This is a genomic window from Bacteroides sp. An19 (assembly GCF_002160215.1).
Taxonomy (GTDB): Bacteria; Bacteroidota; Bacteroidia; order Bacteroidales; family Bacteroidaceae; genus Phocaeicola; species Phocaeicola intestinalis.
On record NZ_NFKD01000004.1, the window covers coordinates 111536 to 128507 of the forward strand.

Below are 16972 nucleotides of genomic sequence, written 5' to 3' on the forward strand. Positions count from 1 at the left end.
TTCGTTCCTTTATTTGCGCGCTTCGGCAATATAGCCTAACGCTTCCTTACACTTATCGGTAATGTAAGCCCAGTCTTCTGCCGCTACCTTATCCTTCGGGAAGAGCTTCGAACCCATGCCTACGCAGAACACGCCAGCCTTGATCCATGAAGTCAGGTTTTCCTGGGTAGGCTCTACACCGCCAGTCACCATCAGTTTCGACCACGGCATCGGTGCCAACATGCCTTTTACCAATTTCGGACCTAATACATCACCCGGGAATATCTTACACAGGTCGCAGCCTACTTCTTGTGCAAAGCCTACTTCGGACACGCTTCCGCATCCCGGAGTGTAAGCTACCAAACGGCGGTTGCATACCTTAGCGATTTCGGGATTGAACAACGGACCTACCACGAAGTTGGCTCCCAACTGGATATAGAGTGCAGCCGTAGCAGGGTCTACTACAGAGCCTACGCCCATCGCCATTTCAGGACATTCCTTAGCGGCGAACTTCACTACTTCGGCAAATACCTCGTGAGCGAAGTCACCACGGTTTGTAAACTCGAAAGCACGCACGCCGCCATCATAGCAAGCCTTAACCACTTTCTTTGCCACTTCTGCGTCTTTATGGTAGAACACAGGCACCATTCCGGTTGAACCGATTTTGTTCAACACAGCTATCTTATCAAATTTTGCCACAATTTAAAGTTTTAAGTTTATGAAATTTCTCACCACAGATTACACAGATTATTTTAAAATCAAATGAACCTATCTGTGTAATCTGTGGTGAATAAAAAGATTTAGCGTTGTACGCGACCGCTTGCATCACCGCCAGCCAGTGCTTCTACCTCTTCTACCGAAACAAGGTTGAAGTCACCGTTGATGGTATGTTTCAATGCAGAAGCAGCTACGGCAAATTCCAATGCTTCGCCTTGATTCGGCTTCGTCAGCAGACCGTGGATGATACCGCCTGAGAACGAGTCGCCGCCACCTACACGGTCGATAATGGGGTTGATGTCGTAACGCTTCGATGTATAGAACTCTTCGCCGTTATAAATCATTGCTTTCCAGCCATTGTGAGTAGCCGAGAACGATTCACGCAACGTAGAGATAACATACTTGAATCCGAATTCTTTCGCCATGGCAGTGAAAATGCCTTTGTAACCTTCCGCATCGGTCTTTCCGCCTTCTACATCAGCATCGGGCTTGAATCCCAGGCAGAGTTCCGCATCTTCTTCGTTTCCGATGCAAACATCCACGTATTGCATCAACGGGCGCATGATAGACTGGGCTTTTTCCTTGGTCCACAATTTCTTACGGAAGTTCAAGTCTACAGATACCGTTACTCCGTGACGCTTGGCAGCCTCGCAAGCCAATTTGGTCAGTTCTGCAGCTTTATCGGAAATAGCCGGCGTGATACCCGACCAATGGAACCAGTCAGCACCTTCCATGATAGCATCAAAGTCGAAGTCAGAAGGATCAGCTTCAGCGATAGCTGAGTGTGCACGGTCGTAAATCACTTTACTCGGGCGCATAGAAGCACCTGTTTCAAGATAATAAATACCCAGACGGTCACCGCCACGGGCAATATAATCGGTCTTGACACCATATTTGCGCAAAGCGTTGAGGGCACATTGTCCGATTTCATGCTTCGGCAATTTGGTTACAAAATAAGCATCATGTCCATAATTGGCACAGCTGACAGCTACATTCGCTTCGCCGCCACCATACACTACATCGAAACTATCCGACTGTACGAACCGCGTATTGCCCGGCGTAGACAGCCGCAACATAATCTCGCCTAAAGTAACAATTTTTCCCATTGCTAATAATTTTTATATCGTTTATACTTCTTGTTTGATTAAATTCCATACTTTCCATAAAGGAAAACATTTATCCACTCTGTGTACGCACACAAAGGTACGATTTATTTTTTAAATACCAAAAAAAGTAATATATTTGTATCGATATTTTTTCAACACACACATTTTAAACCATCTTTTAAAACACATTTTATTAAGGTATAGAGACATGGACAAACAAGCAGAACGAATCCGAATCAAAGACATAGCCCATCTGGCAGGGGTATCAGTAGGCACGGTCGACCGTGTGCTTCACGGACGCAGCGGAGTATCTGAAGCCAGCCGGAAAAAAGTAGAAAATATCCTGAAACAACTAGACTACCAGCCGAATATGTATGCCAGCGCACTGGCATCGAACAAGAAATACGTCTTTGCCTGCCTGCTGCCCCAACATTCAGCAGGAGAATACTGGACGTATGTAGAAAACGGGATGAAACGTGCTATCAAGGCATTCTCGGATTTCAATATATCACTGGTAAGCGGATATTACGACCAATATATGCCAGGCGACTTCAGGCGGGCAGGAGAAAAACTGCTGGAAGAGGCTCCCGACGGACTGGTCATCTCTCCTACCATCGAATCGGAAACTACCGGATTTGCCGGCGAGCTGCAGGCACGTTCTATACCTTATATATTTATAGACTCGAACATCCCAAGCCTCAAACCGCTTGCCTTTTACGGGCAACATGCCAAACAAAGCGGATACTTTGCCGCACGCATCATGAAAATGCTGATGCAAGACCAAACCGAACTGGTAATATTCCGCCAGATAAACGAAGGCAGGCTGGGTTCGAACCAGCAGCTGCATCGCGAAGAAGGATTTTACAGCTATATGAAAGAACATCATCCCAACCTGACAATGCTGGAACTGAACCTGTATGCCAAACGACCGGGCGAGGATGAAACGTTGCTGAATGATTTCTTCCGGGAACATCCGGAACTGTCCTATGGCATTACATTCAACTCGAAAGCATATATCATTGGCGAATACATGGAAAAGCAGCACCGGAAAAACTTTCACCTGATGGGATATGACCTGTTGGAGCGTAATGTCAACTGCCTGAGAAAAGGCAGTATCGACTTTATTATCGCCCAGCAACCCTCACTTCAAGGCTATAACAGCATTGCAAGCCTGTGCGACCATTTAATCCTGAAGAAAACTATCAAAGAATGCAACTATATGCCCATCAATTTCCTTTCGATAGAAAACATCGACTTCTATCTGGACATGCACCGGAACAATCATAACTAACCTTTAGTTCTTGAGCCTGTGACTTCTTACGTTCTTCATAACAGAAACCCACAAACTCAAAAACCCAAAAACTTAAAAACTCAAAAAAACAAAAACCCAATTATTTATGGAAACAACTTATTTGAAAATCAACCCTGCCGACAATGTAGCCGTTGCAATCACCCCGTTGAAATCAGGCGAAACCATTACCGTAGACGGTCAGGACATCGTGCTGAAAACAGACATTCCCGCCGGACACAAGGTGACACTGACGGACTTTAATGAAGGCGACAACATCATCAAATACGGATATCCCATCGGACACGCCACAAAGCACGTACCGCAAGGAAGCTGGATTTCGGAAAAGGAAATCAAGACCAACCTTGCCGGATTGCTGGAATACACGTACCAGCCGGCCGAAGTAGCGCTAGACATCCCCTACGAAAACCGTACATTCAAAGGTTACCGGCGTAAAAACGGTGACGTGGGCATCCGCAACGAGATATGGATTATTCCGACCGTGGGCTGCGTGAACGGCATCGTAAACCAACTTGCCGAAACCTTGCGCCGGGAAACAAACGAGGAAGGCATTGATGCCATCGTAGCTTTCCCCCACAACTATGGCTGCTCGCAACTGGGAGATGACCACGAAAACACCAAGAAAATCTTGCGCGACATGGTGCTTCACCCCAATGCCGGAGCCGTACTGGTAGTAGGACTGGGATGTGAAAACAACCAGCCGGACATCTTCCGTGAATTTATCGGTACGTATGATGAAGAGCGCATCAAATTTATGGTAGCACAGAAAGTGGACGACGAACTGGAAGAAGGCATGAAGATTCTGCGGGACCTGTATGCCAAATGCAAGCAGGATATCCGCACCGATGTCCCACTCTCGGAACTGCGCGTAGGACTAAAATGTGGAGGCTCGGACGGATTCTCGGGCATTACAGCCAATCCGCTGCTGGGCATGTTCTCTGACTACCTCATCGCACAAGGCGGCACTTCTGTCCTGACCGAAGTACCGGAAATGTTCGGTGCCGAAACCATCCTGATGAACCGCTGTAAAACTCCGGAACTGTTCGAACAGACCGTACACCTGATAAATGACTTCAAAGAATACTTTTTGTCACACGGCGAACCTGTAGGCGAAAATCCATCTCCAGGAAACAAGGCTGGAGGCATTTCCACTCTGGAAGAAAAAGCTTTGGGATGCACACAAAAGTGCGGAAAGAGTTATGTGTCGGGGGTATTGCCTTACGGCGAACGCTTGCAGACGAAAGGCTTAAGCCTACTGTCGGCACCAGGCAACGACTTAGTAGCAGCTACAGCTCTGGCTTCATGCGGCTGCCACCTCGTACTCTTTACTACTGGACGCGGTACACCTTTCGGCACTTACGTCCCCACAATGAAAATATCCACCAATTCCCGCCTTGCTGCCCACAAGCCCGGATGGATTGACTTTAATGCTGGAGTAATCGTAGAAAACGAACCGATGGAAGTAACTTGCCGCCGTTTTACCGACTATGTCATCCAAGTGGCAAGCGGAGAATGGGTAAACAATGAAAAGAAAAACTACCGCGAAATAGCCATCTTCAAGACTGGAGTTACGCTATAAGGAATGAAAAATAAAGCAATGAAACAAATAACGGAGGGTGCAGAAGCATTGCTCCGTTATTTGTTTTGAATATCCGCAAACATCCCAATGGATGAAAAGGAGTTATGCCCGCTTCGCTCACAGGAGTTAAACGCCAATAGTCCTGCTATGGTTTCCATTAGTAAAAGTATTGGCTTCTAACTCCCTTTAACTCCCTGAAATAACTCCTTATTGGTGAAATGCGGACATTCATATAAAAATATTATCTTTGCACCAGCTTTCATTTTACAGATTTTTCGACTCATGGACTATAACAAACTGACTCCCATTGTAAACAAGCCGAACGGATGGGCACTGATGCCGCTCGTCGTTTTTCTGTGCCTGTACCTGATAACCTCCATCATCGTCAACGACTTTTACAAAGTTCCCATAACCGTGGCGTTCCTGGTAGCTTCGGTTTATGCCGTCGCCACAACCAAAGGGCTTTCGCTGAACGACCGCATCCTGCAATACTCTTCGGGAGCCGCCAATACCAACATCATGCTGATGATTTGGATATTTATCCTTGCCGGAGCCTTTGCCCAGTCGGCAAAAGCCATGGGGGCCATTGATGCTACCGTCAATCTTACCCTCTGGCTCCTTCCGGAAAACCTGTTGCTTGCCGGCGTATTTCTCGCCTCGTGCTTTATCTCGCTCTCCATCGGCACCTCGGTAGGCACCATTGTCGCCCTTGCTCCGGTAGCTGCAGGCATTGCCGCCAAGACCGACATCAGCATGGCGTTTATGACGGCAATCGTCGTTGGAGGGGCTTTCTTTGGTGACAATCTTTCTTTTATTTCCGATACCACCATTGCCGCGACACGCACCCAAGGCTGCGTGATGCGAGACAAGTTCCGTGTCAATTTTCTGATTGCTCTCCCGGCAGCCCTGCTGGTATTGATATACTACATTGTATACGGAATGCAAACCGAAGCCCATCCCGACATCTCTCCCATCGAATGGGTGAAAATCATCCCCTACCTTATCGTGCTGGGAACTTCCATCGCCGGAATGAATGTCACACTGGTATTGATCTTAGGCTTGCTGTCGACCGGCATCATCGGATGGGGATACGGCACATTCGACCTTTTCGGATGGTTTGGCGCAATGGGAGAAGGTGTACTGGGAATGGGGGAACTGATTATCATCACGCTGATGGCAGGTGGTATGCTGGAACTCATCCGGTTCAATGGAGGCATCGACTATATCCTGCACCGGCTGACCGAACGCATCAACAACAAACGGGGAGCCGAATTCAGCATTGCCGCCCTCGTCAGCCTTGCCAATTTCTGTACCGCCAACAATACGATTGCCATCATCACAGTGGGTCCACTCGCCAGCCGCATAGCGGAAGAATACCGGGTAGACAAGCGGAAAAGTGCCAGCATACTCGACACATTCTCGTGCGTAATACAGGGCATTATCCCCTATGGAGCACAGCTGCTGATTGCAGCCGGACTGACCCAATTGTCTCCACTCGACATTATTCCCTACCTTTATTATCCGATGGCATTAGGAATATTCGCCATCCTAAGCATCGCATTCCGTTTCCCGCGACGGTACTCCTGATGAAATATTATAAAAAGCACCACAGATTACACGGATATTCAATTTTTCGATTTACGAAGTACGATTTTAGAAGCTGTTTTGAATTTCTCCAAAAAGTTTTTCTTGGCTTGATGTATCCGTTTTCGTGTGTGCTTTGGGCGATTTTTTGGTCCTTTCCGCTCCTGTTCTTCGTCAGATAGCCCGCTATCTTCCTCATCACAAAAGCGAAAATGCCTCAAAAACTCATCCCAAATCATCGCACGATAAATTCAAAACAGCTTCTTAATATCAAAAATAGTAAATTATCAAATCGTAAATTGATTAATCTGTGTAATCTGTGGTGAAAAAGCGTCAACGCGCTGCCGTGGCATTGCTGAATGCACTGGTCACCTCATCGAAGAAAACCGGGTCGGGATTTGCCTGAAGCAACTGCATCATCAAATCATATACATCGGCATGGCTGTCCAATTTCATCGCCATCTGCAAATCGGCCAATGACTCTTCATACTTGCCGTTGTTCATATAAACTTCTGCACGTGCCTTATAGTTTTCCACATCCGAAGGAGTCAGGCGGATAGCCTCATCCAAATCGTCTTCCGCTTCGGCGTATGCCTTGGCATTCATCAGCAGCATGCCTCGCGTATAATACGCAAACGCACGATACTCGGTATCCGCTTCGGGTATAAAGCGTAAGCTTTCGTTTACTGCATGGAAAGCCAACTTGGCATCTCCGCAAAAATTACAGACCAAAGCCATATAGCAATGGGCATAGCCATTCTCCGGATTGGCGTTCAGTTCGTTAGTCAGATAAGTATAAGCCTGTTCGATATTACCTTCGTTCAAAGCCTCTACTCCTTTTTGATAATCGGCCGTAACCGGACGCTCGAAACCTTTTGCAAAAAGGGAATTTACCGCCAGCAGCCCGCAAATCAATGTTATAATCAGTGTCTTCATGATACCATTAGGTTGTTTTTGATTGTTGGCTGCGAAATTACAAGCTTTTCTCCGAACAACAAATACCTTTTTTTATGTTCTGCATCAGCTTTTTAACACTTTCCTGCTCAATGACCACAAACCTAAGAAGGTCAGCAGCCCGTTGAACATCAACATTTCATAACCGAAAGCATATCCTGCCAGGTAAAAACACAGGCGGTCGGTGGCATAACACACCAGCGGAGAGAGCAACGCCACATAAGGAACAAACCGGTCGCGAGGCAACCTGCGGGTAAACATTCCGAAAGCAAACATGCCCAACAGCGGCCCGTACGTATAGGCTGCCAGTACATAAATCGTATCGATAATACTCTGACTGCCTACCGCCTTGAACACCAACATACAGCCGATAAAAACAACAGAAATACCTATATGTACACACCGGCGGATGCGTTGTGCCTTACCCTCCGAAAACTGTCCTACCTCCAGAATGTCAATACAGAAACTGGTGGTCAATGCCGCCAATGCCGAATCGGCACTGGAAAAAGCCGCAGCGATTATGCCGATGGTAAAGAGCACCAGCACCACCGGACCTAAATATCCCTCGGCGGCAAACATCGGAAGAATATCATCCCCCTTGGCTGGCAAGTCTACCCCCAACCGGGAAGAAGCCAGCAACAACAATATCCCCAACACCAGAAACAGGAAATTGACCGGCAAAAACGAGAAACCGTAACAATACATATTCTTCTGCGCCTCCTTCAGGTTGCGGCACGAAAGGTTCTTCTGCATCATATCCTGATCCAGCCCTGTCATAACGATGGTAATGAAAATGCCGCTGAAGAACTGCTTGAAAAAGTTTTGCTTCGAATGCCAGTCGTCGAGCACAAAGATACGGCTGTGCGCATTATCCGCCACAGCACCGGCAACCGATGGCCAGTCGCCACCGAGCATCGCCACTACCTTGTATATAATAAGGACTAAAGCCGCCAGCAGGCAGAAGGTCTGCAGGCTATCGGTCCAGACAATGGTACGTATCCCGCTCTTATGCGTGTATAGCCAGATGAGGACTACCGTACCGATGGCAGTCAGCAAAAAAGGGACACCGTATGCTTCGAACACATAATGCTGCAAAATCAGACAGACCAAGTACAGACGCGCGGACGCTCCCAGCAATTTAGAGACCAGAAAAAAAGAAGCGCCCGTCTTATAAGAACAGACACCGAAACGTTCTTTCAAATAAGTATAAATGGAAATCAGGTTCAGCCGGTAATAAAGCGGAAGCAGCACATGGGCTATCAGCAGATAACCGACAAAAAAGCCCAGACAGGTCTGCATATACGTCATATCAATGCTCCGCACCATGCCGGGCACCGAAACAAACGTCACGCCCGAAAGCGAAGCCCCTATCATACCGAACGACACAATGTACCACGGTGACTGGCGGTTGCCCCGGAAAAAAGCATCGTTGTCGCTGCTGCGAACCGACGTGATATGCGCCACCAGCAAAAGGATGCCGAAATAAACCGCTATGGTAACAAGGATGAATATGCCGTTCATTGTCATTTCAATCTATTTAACCGAAGCAGTTCTTCGATTTCTTTCTTGCTGATAGAAGAACGCTCCGCCTTATTGTAAATGTAAAGCAAGTTGATTTCGCTCTCTTCCACCGCTACCACTACCGTAAAGGTAATAACCCGCGCGCCGCCGCTCTTGCCTTTCCCTTTCGAGGTGATAGCCATGCGAATCTTGCGCAATCCGCCGCCCAAGTCGGTACCGAGGTGCGGATTGGCTGAAATCTCAAGAAGCAGTTTCGCATAATCGTCAGCAATGGACGCATAACGTTTACCTAATCTTTTAATTTCCTTATCAAAAGATTTTGCCGTTTTTATCTTATAGTCCATTCCGAAGCTCCTCTAATAATTCTTCGGCAGGCCGTGTTCGTCCAGCCTTCATATCTTTCAGCCCCGCGTCAATCCCGGCAAGGATTTCCTCCTTGCTGATATACTCGGTTTCCTCTTCCTCCTTGCGGGTGCCTTCCAGCAATTTGTCGGCAAGCCATATACGGTTCCGCTCGCTAAGCGAAAGCGACTGGATATATTGCCAAAGACTTTCCATCGATGCTGATACTCTCATAGCGTATTCCTCCTTATATGATTAAGTGACAAGGCAAAGATAGCAAAATATCTTCAAACTCCGCTGCAAACGCACGAAAAAGACACTATTTGAAACGGGACGTATCCACTGCTTCCCGACGCTTCTCCTGATAGCCGCCGAACTTCCACGTAAACGACAAGCCTACGGAACGGTAGCACGAATAATCGTTCGTCACCCACTGGCGGGCAAGACGGATATACGGGTCGATGCCTGCGGTCTCGAAGATGTCCTTGCACCAAGCCGACAGGATGCAGTTCTTGCCGGCGAAAGCATAACGCAACGCGATGTCCACATTGCCGCTGGCTGGCAAATCATACGTGCCCTGATGCGCTTTGCTGCGCACAAACCCGTTCAGCGTCAGACGCAAGTCCGGACGGGTGGAAAGCATAACCGTATTGTTCCATACCGCCATGCCATAGCAGATGCGGCGGTCGAAAGGCATGTCGTAGAAATCGTTGTCTTTCTCGCGCATCCATACGCCTATCAGCGTGAGGCGCGAATCGAGCCATTTCTTTATCTTGAACGGAAGGGAAGCCTGAATGCCCGCCTGACGCTGGAAATCAAAATTCAGATAACGGTAAATCTCCACCAAGCGTTCGGGCGACTGGTAAAGCGTCTGCGTGGCATAATCTTCCGTATGGCTGAACCAGGCAGAAAAGATATACTTCGATTTCAAGACATACACCAACCTCACATCGTAATCTTTCGAAGGCTTCAGCAACGGATTGCCCTGCACTTCCGAATAACCTCCGCCCAGATAAGACACCGCGTCCTGCACCGCCCAATAATCGGGATAACGCTTGCCGCTGCTGAAAGAAAGCTGCACAAGATGGCTGGTAGAAGGTTTATACGTAGCCGTCAGATTCGGATACCAGTCCCATTCGTTCCACACCGGAGTCTGATAATGCTCGGCTGCCAGTGAGAAGTCTACCGACAAGTCTTCGCCGAACGACTTGCTGAAGCCCGCATATACATTCAGCGTCTGTTCCCTTCGCCGTGAAGCCATGTCCGAAGGCAATCCTTCATCCCCCGAATACCGCTGGTACGAATTATCCACACTCGTCGTATAAACCGCCCCGTAGTTCAGCCCCCAGCCGTGCTTCAGCTGATGCTCTTGCCCGAGATAAAACTTCCAGGCATTGATGCGCTGCGCGTCTTCGGTATAAAAGTCCATACCCGTCCCGTCCATTTCGCTGGCGAGGCGTTGGCTGCCCGGCGCATGATACCACGTAAACTCCGTGCCCGCCTTCAGCCCGAACGGAGCCTGATAGTCCAGCCGCCCGTTATGAAGCCACGATTCCTGATTGCCCAAGGTCGTCGCCGTCTGCGTGCCCGTGGTGTATTGGTTATAATGGCTCGTGTCGTAACTCCCGTTGTAAACAAAGCCCAACGTATGGTTCTCGGCAAAGCGGTAATCGGCGCCGAGGCGGAACGTATGCGTATGGTTCCGTCCGCGTCCCGTCTCGTGATTGCGGACGAGATAGGTTTCGTCCTCCGCCTCTTGCCAATGGCGGGCTTCTTTGTCGGTCGTGTTGTAACTCTTGCCGTGCGTATGCGAGTAAAGGAAATCCATCGAGAGTTTCCCTCCATTATATAATAAGGAGGCACGCTCCTCGAACGAAGCCTCGTGCTGCTGGTCGTACTTGGCAAACGCTTCGCCCTGCACCGAACCGGGGTCGCCGATGCGGTGGCGCAGGCGGACGTTTATCAGCGCGCCCCGCACCTGATAGCGTGCCGGAGCATTGTACATCACTTCCACCCGCTCGATGCGGCTGGCAGGCATCGACTTCAATAAGGAATAAAGCTGCTCGACACTCATATTCGTCACCTTTCCGTCCAAGATGACAGTGACGCCCCGTGCCCCCAACGTCAGTCCGCCGTTCATCTCCACCACGCCCGGAAGTTCCTTCAAGGCATCATATACATTGTCTATCGGTTTCTGTGCTATCATCCGCGGCAGGTCGTATTCCAACCGTCCGGGCAACGCCTTCACTACGGGACGCTCGCCCTCCACCATGACTTCGGGCAACGCCTGAAAGAGGCTGTCCGCCTGCACGTCTCCCGTCAGCAGGCTGTCTGCCCGCTCTTGCGCCGGAAGCTTTGCTACGAAAGCCGCCAGCCCTGCAATCAAAATCAGTTGTCTCATCGTTTTTCCGTTTTTTATATTGAACGCAGAGGCGCAAAAACACGGAGGAAATAAACTCTGCGATTCTGCGTCTCTGCGTTCCATTCCATTTTTCGTATCTACTTATAATCTGATGCGGCAAAGTTCGGCATTCGAAACGGAATCTGCCCTATCCTCCGGCTTACCGAGTGTTACCGAAAGTGTTATTTAGTCTTACCGTTTCCTCTCCCATTATATAAAAAGGTGTATCTTTGCCCTGCGAAAGCTTCCTGCAGCATGCAGCGAGAAATTGCAACCCTGCGAAAGTTTCCTGCACGTTGCAGCACGCAATCGCAAGGGAAAAAAACGAATCAAAAAAAGACTGACGCATGAAACTGCCCCTGAAATACATCGCCCTGCTGGTCATCCTCTCACTGACGGGCGTATTCGCCTACCAGACCTATTGGCTGACGAACCTTTACCGCACCCAGCGCAGCCAAATGGAAAGGAACATCCGCGAAGCCATGCGCATGAGCGATTACAACGAAATGATTGTGCGCGTCAGGCGGCTGCAGAACGACCCGTCGGTACAGACCGAAGTGACCGTCTCGACCGGATACGACAACGAGCGGGCGTTTACGAAGACGCATACCATCCGGAGCGTCAAGCAGGGCGACAGCACCCGCATCTCCATCTGGGAACGCGACGCCTCCGATACCACCCGTACCCCACAAGCCGCCCTGCAAGCCAATATGGCTTCCATCCTTTTCGAAAAGAAGAACTCGACCGCCGAGCTTGCCTCCAACTTCCAGCAAGGGCTGCACGCAGGCATGGACCTATTGAACGAGCCTGATTTCGCCGTTTTCGACAGCCTGCTGAGAAGGGAGCTTCACCGCATTGGCATCGATGCGCCCTACCGGCTGATGTACCTGCACCGGGGAAGCAGCGTTGATTCGAGCTATACGTTCACCGACACACTTGCCGTAGAAGGCACCGCCGGCTACCGCCCTTCCCCGCAAGCCGTCACCTACAGTTACAGCTACGACATGCACGGGCATTGGAACTACCTCCTCATCCTGGAGCCGACCGAAAGCCTCGTGCTCGCCCAAATGACAGGTATCCTGACTGCCTCGGCATTGATACTGGCCATTCTGGGACTGTCGTTCGGGTTTCTCATCCGCACCCTCCTGCGCCAAAAGACGCTGGAAGAAATGACAAGCGACTTCACCAACAACATCACCCACGAACTGAAGACCCCCATCGCCGTGGCATACGCCGCCAGCGATGCCCTGCTCAATTTCGGAACCGGAACCGACCCGGCTAAGCGGGAACGCTACCTGCGCATCTGCCAGGAACAGCTCTGGAGACTAAGCGGGCTGGTAGAGCAGATACTCGGCATGTCGATGGAACGCCGGAAGACCTTCCGCCTGCACGTAGAGACCTTCCCGCCCGAAGAAGTCATCACGCCCCTCATCGAGCAGCACAAGTTGAAGGCAGACAAACCCGTCGGCATCACCCTCCGCATCGAGCCGGAAGGACTCGCCGTATGTGCCGACCGCACCCATTTCGGCAACATCGTGAGCAACCTCATCGACAATGCCATTAAATATTCGCCCAGCGAGGCACGGGTCGAAATAAGATGCCGCACCGAAAACGGTTGGTTCATCCTCTCCGTCCGCGACCAAGGCATCGGCATCCCACACGACAAGCAACGCCACGTGTTCGACAAATTCTACCGTGTGCCTACCGGAAACCTGCACGACGTAAAGGGCTACGGGCTCGGGCTGTATTACGTGAAGACCATGACCGAAAAACACGGCGGAACGGTGGAAGTGAAAAGCGAACCGGGACGAGGAAGCGAATTCACGATTAAATTAAGAATGAAGAATTAAGAATGAAGAATAGAGAAGCAATAATCGATGTACTGCTGGTGGAAGACGAGGAGACACTCGCCCTTATCATCAAGGACACGCTGGAAGGGCAAGGCTTCGCTATCCGTTTGGCGGAAAACGGGGAAGAAGGAATCGAAAAGTTCTTCGGCCAAAAGCCGGACGTGGTAGTGGCAGACGTGATGATGCCCCGCATGGACGGATTTGAAATGGTGCGCCGCATCCGGCGCAAGGACAAGCAGACCCCCGTGCTCTTCCTTACCGCCCGTTCCGCCACGAACGACGTGGTAGAGGGCTTCGAATTAGGGGGAAACGATTACCTGAAGAAACCGTTCGGGATGCAGGAACTTATCGTGCGCATCAAAGCCCTCTTGGGACGGGCTTCCAACTATTCCGCCCCGGAAAAGCAAACGTCCGTAACAGAATTCGAAATAGGCAGGTACCGCTTCAACGCCATCACCCAACGCCTCTCCTACCTCGGAAACGAGACCGAACTTTCTTACCGCGAAAGCGAAATCTTGCGCCGCCTCTGTGAAAACCGGAACGAAGTGACCCTGATGCAAGACATCCTGATTGAGTTATGGGGCAACGATACGTTCTTCAACCAGCGCAGCCTGCACGTATTCATCACCAAACTCCGCCACAAGCTCTCGCGCGACGAGCGCATCCGCATCGTAAATGTCCGAGGCATCGGGTACAAACTCATCATCAACTGAAAAAGCCCACAATCACACAGACAACCAATCGCCACCCGCGAAACTTCCAGCCGCTTCAGGAGTTTCAACAGGTTGAAACTGCAGTTTTCACCGATTAAAACCATCGTTTCAGCCTGACAAAAGCCGCAAGGGCTGCGTTTGAAAGTTTTCCTTGCCGCATCGCTTAAAGAAGCCGGATTTTTCGTACATTTGCGCCCCAGAAACAGATAAGGAAATTAGAAACGATGAACCAACAATATCCGTCCGCATTACTCGAAAAGGCAGTAGACGAGTTTGCCAAGCTGCCCGGCATCGGCCGAAAGACCGCCATGAGACTGGTGCTCTACCTGCTGCGGCAGGACACGCAGGCAGTGGAATCATTCGGCAATGCGCTTATCCGCCTGAAACATGAAGTGAAGTATTGCAAGGTGTGCCACAACATTTCGGACACGGACGTCTGCCAGATTTGCTCCAATCCCTCGCGCGATGCCTCGACCATCTGCGTGGTAGAAAACATCCGCGACGTAATGGCAATCGAAAACACCCAGCAATACCGCGGACTGTACCACGTGCTGGGCGGAGTCATCTCGCCGATGGACGGCATCGGTCCCTCGGACCTGCAGATAGAAAGCCTGGTGGAACGCGTGAAGGCAGGCACCGTGTCGGAAGTCATCCTGGCGCTCAGCTCGACCATGGAGGGCGACACAACCAATTTTTACATCTTCCGCAAACTGGCACCCTACAACGTGAAACTGACCATCATCGCCCGGGGCATCTCCATCGGCGACGAGCTGGAATATACCGATGAGGTCACGCTAGGACGATCCATCGCCAACCGGATTGTGTTCACGGGCACCACGATTTGAATTTACGATTTAACGATTTACGATTTTACGATTTATGGAAAAAGAACTGAAACGCCTGATACGGATATTGAAAGCCGAATATGCCCTGATGTGGGTGCTGACTGTGTTGCTCGCCGCGCTATATGAATGCGACATCTTGCCTCAAGGGCTTTTTGCAGGCGATGCCCAAATGGAATACATCATGCAGGTAACCAGCATCCTGCTCACGATATGCCTCATCCCCCTGTCGCTGCGCCTCTTCAACCTGTCACTTACACGGCACATCGCTGCCCTTCCTCTCAAGAATGCCCTAAAGAGTTACCGCCGGTGGAGCGAAATACGCATCGCCCTGCTCACAGTAGCCTCTCTTGCAAGTCTGTCTGCTTACTATTGGACGATGGACACCACCGGATTGCTCTGCACCGGTATGACCGTAATAGCCTCACTGTTTTGCGTTCCAGGCAAAGAACGCCTGCTGAGTGAATTAAACCTCTCTGATACCTCTCTGTCCGAATGAACCCGTCCTTGCATTCCAGTAAAATCAGCCTACGCGCTCCAGAGCCTGAGGATATTGATGAAATGATGTTTTTCGAAAACGATGCCTCGTTTTGGGAAAACGGCCCTGCCACAGGTCCCTATTCGCGTTACCAGTTGAAAAAATACATCGCCGAAAACCAAAACGACCTGTTCGCCGACGGTCAACTCCGCCTCATGATTGAACATGCATCAGGAGAAGTGGCAGGCATTATAGATGTGTTCGCCTTTGACGCGCGTCACCGGCGCGCCGAGACAGGCATTGTTGTAAAACCTGCTTACCGCCGCCAAGGCATTGCCTTTGAGGCACTCTGCTTACTGGAACAACATTGTTTCGGGCTGTTGGGCATTCACCAGCTGTATGCCTACATCCGGAGTGACAATACAGCCAGTTTCCGCCTGTTCAAAAAGCTGGGCTACAGCCTCACCGGTACCCTGAAAGACTGGGTTCATACCGGGGAAGGCTATCGGGATGTATATTTGATGCAAAAATTGGCGACACAATCAGTCCAGTCATTCTAGAAGCTGTTTTGAATTTCTCCAAAAGTTTTTCTTGGCTTGATGTATCCGTTTTCGTGTGTGCTTTGGGCGATAAATTCAAAATAGCTTCTTAAGAAATATATCCCACGTATTTCCCGACAAACCTCCGGAAGGCTGGTATACGCGTCAAACCCTGCTCAAAAAGAAGAATCCCTAAAAGTGCACACAAGATACCTAACATCACATCTATCAGATAATGATGTCCGGAATAGACAGCCGTAAACCATATTCCGCACATGATAACGGTAAACGTCAACCGAAGCCAACAGGCACAATGCGCCCTGAAAGCATAAAACAGGGTAACTACCATATAGGCGGAATGCAAAGAAGGTACCGCAGCAAAGACATTGGCATTACGGCCGTACAACCCATGAAAGACCGTAAGTCCCGTCATCTCATCAAAGCGTCCCAACCCAGCCACATCGCCCGGTGTGTTGAGAACCGGTTCGAAACCATAATGCATGACATACCAGGGTGGAGCTGCAGGATGAATATAATAACCGACAAAACCCAACAGATTGACAAAGAGGAATACCAGTGCAAAATGAAGATAGACCCGGCGCTGGCGCGTAAAATAAAGTCCCAGCCCGAACAAGACCGGCACCGGCACCCAGCACAAATAAAACACTCCTGCCATAAAATCCATAACCGCACAATGGTGAACCGCAAAAAATTCATTAGGTGTCAGTATCCCTTGTGCAGTAGCAATGCCGAAGAGATGCTTCTCGGCTTCGTACAATCCTTTCACATCAATCGGATTAACCTCATAGTTAGGCACGATACGCATCCAGTCATACGATATGGCAAAAACGACAAACGGCAATAAGGCAATTGCCAGCTTACGTGTAAAAGAACCGGAAAAAAACAAAATTACCAGCAAAAGTGTCATTAACCAATGTTCGGGACGTATCCCTACAAACACAGCAGTAACACCCATCCACACCGCAAGTGCCGCCACAAGCGTAATGATTTCCCTGACAGAAGGGAAACCTGCCTTCAATTGTCTCTTAAAATCCATA

The 16972-nt window shown here is 49.8% G+C and carries 17 protein-coding genes; 8 read left to right on the forward strand and 9 right to left on the reverse strand.

Annotation, left to right across the window (positions count from 1 at the left end; translation table 11 throughout):
* Positions 1-9: 9 nt before the first annotated feature.
* Together B5F25_RS02840 and B5F25_RS02845 are read right to left on the reverse strand one after the other, a co-directional pair.
* Positions 10-678, reverse strand: coding sequence for a bifunctional 4-hydroxy-2-oxoglutarate aldolase/2-dehydro-3-deoxy-phosphogluconate aldolase (locus B5F25_RS02840; protein ID WP_087211755.1), 669 nt, complete (start codon positions 676-678; stop codon positions 10-12).
* 101 nt (positions 679-779) lie between these two features.
* A complete protein-coding gene (locus B5F25_RS02845) occupies positions 780-1802 on the reverse strand; it encodes a sugar kinase (RefSeq protein ID WP_022038972.1) in 1023 nt (340 codons plus the stop codon).
* Positions 1803-2010: 208 nt separating this feature from the next.
* Here B5F25_RS02845 and B5F25_RS02850 point away from each other — a divergent pair, with 208 nt between their 5' ends.
* From B5F25_RS02850 to B5F25_RS02860, 3 genes are all read left to right on the forward strand, one after another.
* Complete coding sequence (locus B5F25_RS02850) at positions 2011-3093, forward strand: LacI family DNA-binding transcriptional regulator (RefSeq protein WP_022038973.1); 1083 nt, start codon at positions 2011-2013, stop codon at positions 3091-3093.
* Positions 3094-3199: 106 nt separating this feature from the next.
* Entirely contained in the window at positions 3200-4690 is a 1491-nt protein-coding gene (locus B5F25_RS02855; protein ID WP_087247441.1) for an altronate dehydratase family protein, read from the forward strand.
* Between the two features lie 282 nt (positions 4691-4972).
* A complete protein-coding gene (locus tag B5F25_RS02860; protein WP_087247490.1) occupies positions 4973-6277 on the forward strand; it encodes a Na+/H+ antiporter NhaC family protein in 1305 nt (434 codons plus the stop codon).
* A 38-nt stretch (positions 6278-6315) separates the two neighbouring features.
* On the opposite strand, the gene B5F25_RS02865 is transcribed toward B5F25_RS02860, so the two are convergent.
* The 6 genes from B5F25_RS02865 to B5F25_RS02890 all read right to left on the reverse strand — a co-directional run bounded on the left by B5F25_RS02865 (position 6316) and on the right by B5F25_RS02890 (position 11492).
* A complete protein-coding gene (locus B5F25_RS02865) occupies positions 6316-6513 on the reverse strand; it encodes a hypothetical protein (RefSeq protein WP_162614347.1) in 198 nt (65 codons plus the stop codon).
* A 94-nt stretch (positions 6514-6607) separates the two neighbouring features.
* Positions 6608-7210 (reverse strand): tetratricopeptide repeat protein, encoded by a 603-nt coding sequence (locus B5F25_RS02870; RefSeq protein ID WP_087247445.1) that lies wholly within the window; start codon positions 7208-7210, stop codon positions 6608-6610.
* An 84-nt stretch (positions 7211-7294) separates the two neighbouring features.
* Positions 7295-8749 carry a sodium:solute symporter gene (locus tag B5F25_RS02875; RefSeq protein ID WP_162614348.1) on the reverse strand — a complete coding sequence of 485 codons (1455 nt, stop codon included), beginning with the start codon at positions 8747-8749 and terminating at the stop codon, positions 7295-7297.
* A 2-nt stretch (positions 8750-8751) separates the two neighbouring features.
* Entirely contained in the window at positions 8752-9093 is a 342-nt protein-coding gene (locus B5F25_RS02880; protein ID WP_087247449.1) for a type II toxin-antitoxin system RelE/ParE family toxin, read from the reverse strand.
* Entirely contained in the window at positions 9083-9325 is a 243-nt protein-coding gene (locus B5F25_RS02885; protein WP_022038978.1) for a hypothetical protein, read from the reverse strand. Before B5F25_RS02885 ends, B5F25_RS02880 begins: the two co-directional genes overlap by 11 nt.
* Positions 9326-9410: 85 nt before the next feature.
* The gene (locus B5F25_RS02890; RefSeq protein ID WP_087247492.1) at positions 9411-11492 is read right to left on the reverse strand and encodes a TonB-dependent receptor; all 2082 of its coding nucleotides are present in this window, start codon (positions 11490-11492) and stop codon (positions 9411-9413) included.
* Positions 11493-11839: 347 nt separating this feature from the next.
* On the opposite strand from B5F25_RS02890, the gene B5F25_RS02895 reads away from it, so the two are divergent.
* From B5F25_RS02895 to B5F25_RS02915, 5 genes are all read left to right on the forward strand, one after another.
* Positions 11840-13342, forward strand: coding sequence for a HAMP domain-containing sensor histidine kinase (locus B5F25_RS02895; protein ID WP_087247451.1), 1503 nt, complete (start codon positions 11840-11842; stop codon positions 13340-13342).
* 2 nt (positions 13343-13344) lie between these two features.
* Entirely contained in the window at positions 13345-14055 is a 711-nt protein-coding gene (locus B5F25_RS02900) for a response regulator transcription factor (protein ID WP_087247453.1), read from the forward strand.
* Between the two features lie 224 nt (positions 14056-14279).
* Positions 14280-14900, forward strand: coding sequence for a recombination mediator RecR (gene recR / locus B5F25_RS02905; protein ID WP_013617063.1), 621 nt, complete (start codon positions 14280-14282; stop codon positions 14898-14900).
* Between the two features lie 34 nt (positions 14901-14934).
* Positions 14935-15396 carry a hypothetical protein gene (locus B5F25_RS02910; RefSeq protein WP_022039251.1) on the forward strand — a complete coding sequence of 154 codons (462 nt, stop codon included), beginning with the start codon at positions 14935-14937 and terminating at the stop codon, positions 15394-15396.
* Complete coding sequence (locus B5F25_RS02915; protein ID WP_022039252.1) at positions 15393-15935, forward strand: GNAT family N-acetyltransferase; 543 nt, start codon at positions 15393-15395, stop codon at positions 15933-15935. Before B5F25_RS02910 ends, B5F25_RS02915 begins: the two co-directional genes overlap by 4 nt.
* Positions 15936-16023: 88 nt before the next feature.
* Here B5F25_RS02915 and B5F25_RS02920 read toward each other — a convergent pair whose 3' ends face one another.
* Positions 16024-16971 (reverse strand): phosphatase PAP2 family protein, encoded by a 948-nt coding sequence (locus B5F25_RS02920; RefSeq protein ID WP_087247455.1) that lies wholly within the window; start codon positions 16969-16971, stop codon positions 16024-16026.
* Between the last annotated feature and the right edge of the window lies 1 nt (position 16972).

What these genes read in the sequence shown, in the direction of transcription:
- B5F25_RS02845 (WP_022038972.1), bottom strand. Translation starts at nt 1,802, where the DNA reads ATGGGAAAAATTGTTACTTTAGGCGAGATTATGTTGCGGCTGTCTACG.
- B5F25_RS02850 (WP_022038973.1), top strand. Translation starts at nt 2,011, where the DNA reads ATGGACAAACAAGCAGAACGAATCCGAATCAAAGACATAGCCCATCTG.
- B5F25_RS02855 (WP_087247441.1), top strand. Translation starts at nt 3,200, where the DNA reads ATGGAAACAACTTATTTGAAAATCAACCCTGCCGACAATGTAGCCGTT.
- B5F25_RS02860 (WP_087247490.1), top strand. Translation starts at nt 4,973, where the DNA reads ATGGACTATAACAAACTGACTCCCATTGTAAACAAGCCGAACGGATGG.
- B5F25_RS02865 (WP_162614347.1), bottom strand. Translation starts at nt 6,513, where the DNA reads ATGATTTGGGATGAGTTTTTGAGGCATTTTCGCTTTTGTGATGAGGAA.
- B5F25_RS02870 (WP_087247445.1), bottom strand. Translation starts at nt 7,210, where the DNA reads ATGAAGACACTGATTATAACATTGATTTGCGGGCTGCTGGCGGTAAAT.
- B5F25_RS02875 (WP_162614348.1), bottom strand. Translation starts at nt 8,749, where the DNA reads ATGAACGGCATATTCATCCTTGTTACCATAGCGGTTTATTTCGGCATC.
- B5F25_RS02880 (WP_087247449.1), bottom strand. Translation starts at nt 9,093, where the DNA reads ATGGACTATAAGATAAAAACGGCAAAATCTTTTGATAAGGAAATTAAA.
- B5F25_RS02885 (WP_022038978.1), bottom strand. Translation starts at nt 9,325, where the DNA reads ATGAGAGTATCAGCATCGATGGAAAGTCTTTGGCAATATATCCAGTCG.
- B5F25_RS02890 (WP_087247492.1), bottom strand. Translation starts at nt 11,492, where the DNA reads ATGAGACAACTGATTTTGATTGCAGGGCTGGCGGCTTTCGTAGCAAAG.
- B5F25_RS02895 (WP_087247451.1), top strand. Translation starts at nt 11,840, where the DNA reads ATGAAACTGCCCCTGAAATACATCGCCCTGCTGGTCATCCTCTCACTG.
- B5F25_RS02900 (WP_087247453.1), top strand. Translation starts at nt 13,345, where the DNA reads ATGAAGAATAGAGAAGCAATAATCGATGTACTGCTGGTGGAAGACGAG.
- recR (WP_013617063.1), top strand. Translation starts at nt 14,280, where the DNA reads ATGAACCAACAATATCCGTCCGCATTACTCGAAAAGGCAGTAGACGAG.
- B5F25_RS02910 (WP_022039251.1), top strand. Translation starts at nt 14,935, where the DNA reads ATGGAAAAAGAACTGAAACGCCTGATACGGATATTGAAAGCCGAATAT.
- B5F25_RS02915 (WP_022039252.1), top strand. Translation starts at nt 15,393, where the DNA reads ATGAACCCGTCCTTGCATTCCAGTAAAATCAGCCTACGCGCTCCAGAG.
- B5F25_RS02920 (WP_087247455.1), bottom strand. Translation starts at nt 16,971, where the DNA reads ATGGATTTTAAGAGACAATTGAAGGCAGGTTTCCCTTCTGTCAGGGAA.